The sequence below is a fragment of the Methylobacterium platani genome, assembly GCF_001653715.1.
Taxonomy (GTDB): domain Bacteria; phylum Pseudomonadota; class Alphaproteobacteria; order Rhizobiales; family Beijerinckiaceae; genus Methylobacterium; species Methylobacterium platani.
Genome location: NZ_LWHQ01000104.1, coordinates 1 through 1,139 on the forward strand (window position 1 = coordinate 1; position 1,139 = coordinate 1,139).

A 1,139-nucleotide genomic window follows, 5' to 3' on the forward strand; every position below is an offset into this window, starting at 1 on the left:
CTAGTGCATTGACGCATTCAGAGGATTCACAGGAGGCCTGAGCCATGCGAGTCTGAGGCATGGCTCAGACTGTCTGTGTGATCCCCAGCGCCGCCGACCTGGCGCACCTGTCCACCATCGTCGCCGATCGGGGGCGGCCCCTCAAGCACATCCAGCGCGCCCGCATCGTTCTGCTCTCGGCCGAACGCCTCTCCGTCCTCGACGTCGCCCAGCAGGCCGGCGTCAGCCGGCCGGCCGTCTGGCGCTGGCAACAGCGCTACGCCGAAGAAGGCGTCGAGGGTCTGCTGCGCGACAAGACCCGTCCGCCTGGTAAGCCGCCTCACTCCACCGACATCGTCGCCGAGGTGCTCGCCCTCACCTGCTCCGAACCGCCCGGTGAAGTCACCCACTGGACCGGCCGCGCCCTGGCGCAGGCCGTCGGGATCTCCCTGCGCTCGGTCCAGCGCATCTGGGACGCCCATCGCCTCCAGCCGCATCGGGTCCGCAGCTTCAAGCGCTCGAACGATCCTGCCTTCGCCGAGAAGGTCGAGGATATCGTCGGCCTCTACATGGACCCGCCGCGCCACGCCGTCGTGCTCTCGCTCGACGAGAAGAGCCAGATCCAGGCCCTGGAGCGCACCCGCCCCAGCCGGCCCGTCACACCAGGTCGCCCCGAGACACAGACCCACGACTACATCCGCCACGGCACCACGACGCTGTTTGCCGCGCTCGACGTGCTGGAGGGCACCGTGATCGGCCGCTGCATGCAGCGTCACCGCCACGACGAGTTCCTGCGCTTCCTCAACACCATCGAGGCCGCGGTGCCGGCCGGCAAACTGATCCACGTGATCCTGGACAACTACGGCACGCACAAGCACCCGAAGGTGCGAGCCTGGCTGGCCCGGCATCCGCGCTGGATCTTCCACTTCACGCCGACCTCGGCCTCGTGGATGAACGCGGTCGAGGGCTTTTTCTCCGCCTTGACCCGGCGCAGGCTGAAACGTGGCAGCTTCAGCGGGATCGTCGACCTGCAAGCGGCGATCAACCGCTACATCGCCGAGCACAACGACAGGCCAAGGCCCTTCGTTTGGACCAAGCCGGCCGCCGCCATCCTTGATGCCGTCAACGGCAACGCTGCACCATCCGTTTGAGTCAGTGCA

General features: G+C 67.3%; 1 protein-coding gene. It reads left to right on the top strand.

The window, feature by feature from the left end; genetic code table 11:
• The first annotated feature begins 59 nt into the window (after nucleotides 1-59).
• Complete coding sequence (locus A5481_RS31335) at nucleotides 60-1,130, top strand: IS630 family transposase (protein ID WP_048437625.1); 1,071 nt, start codon at nucleotides 60-62, stop codon at nucleotides 1,128-1,130.
• Nucleotides 1,131-1,139 lie beyond the last annotated feature (9 nt).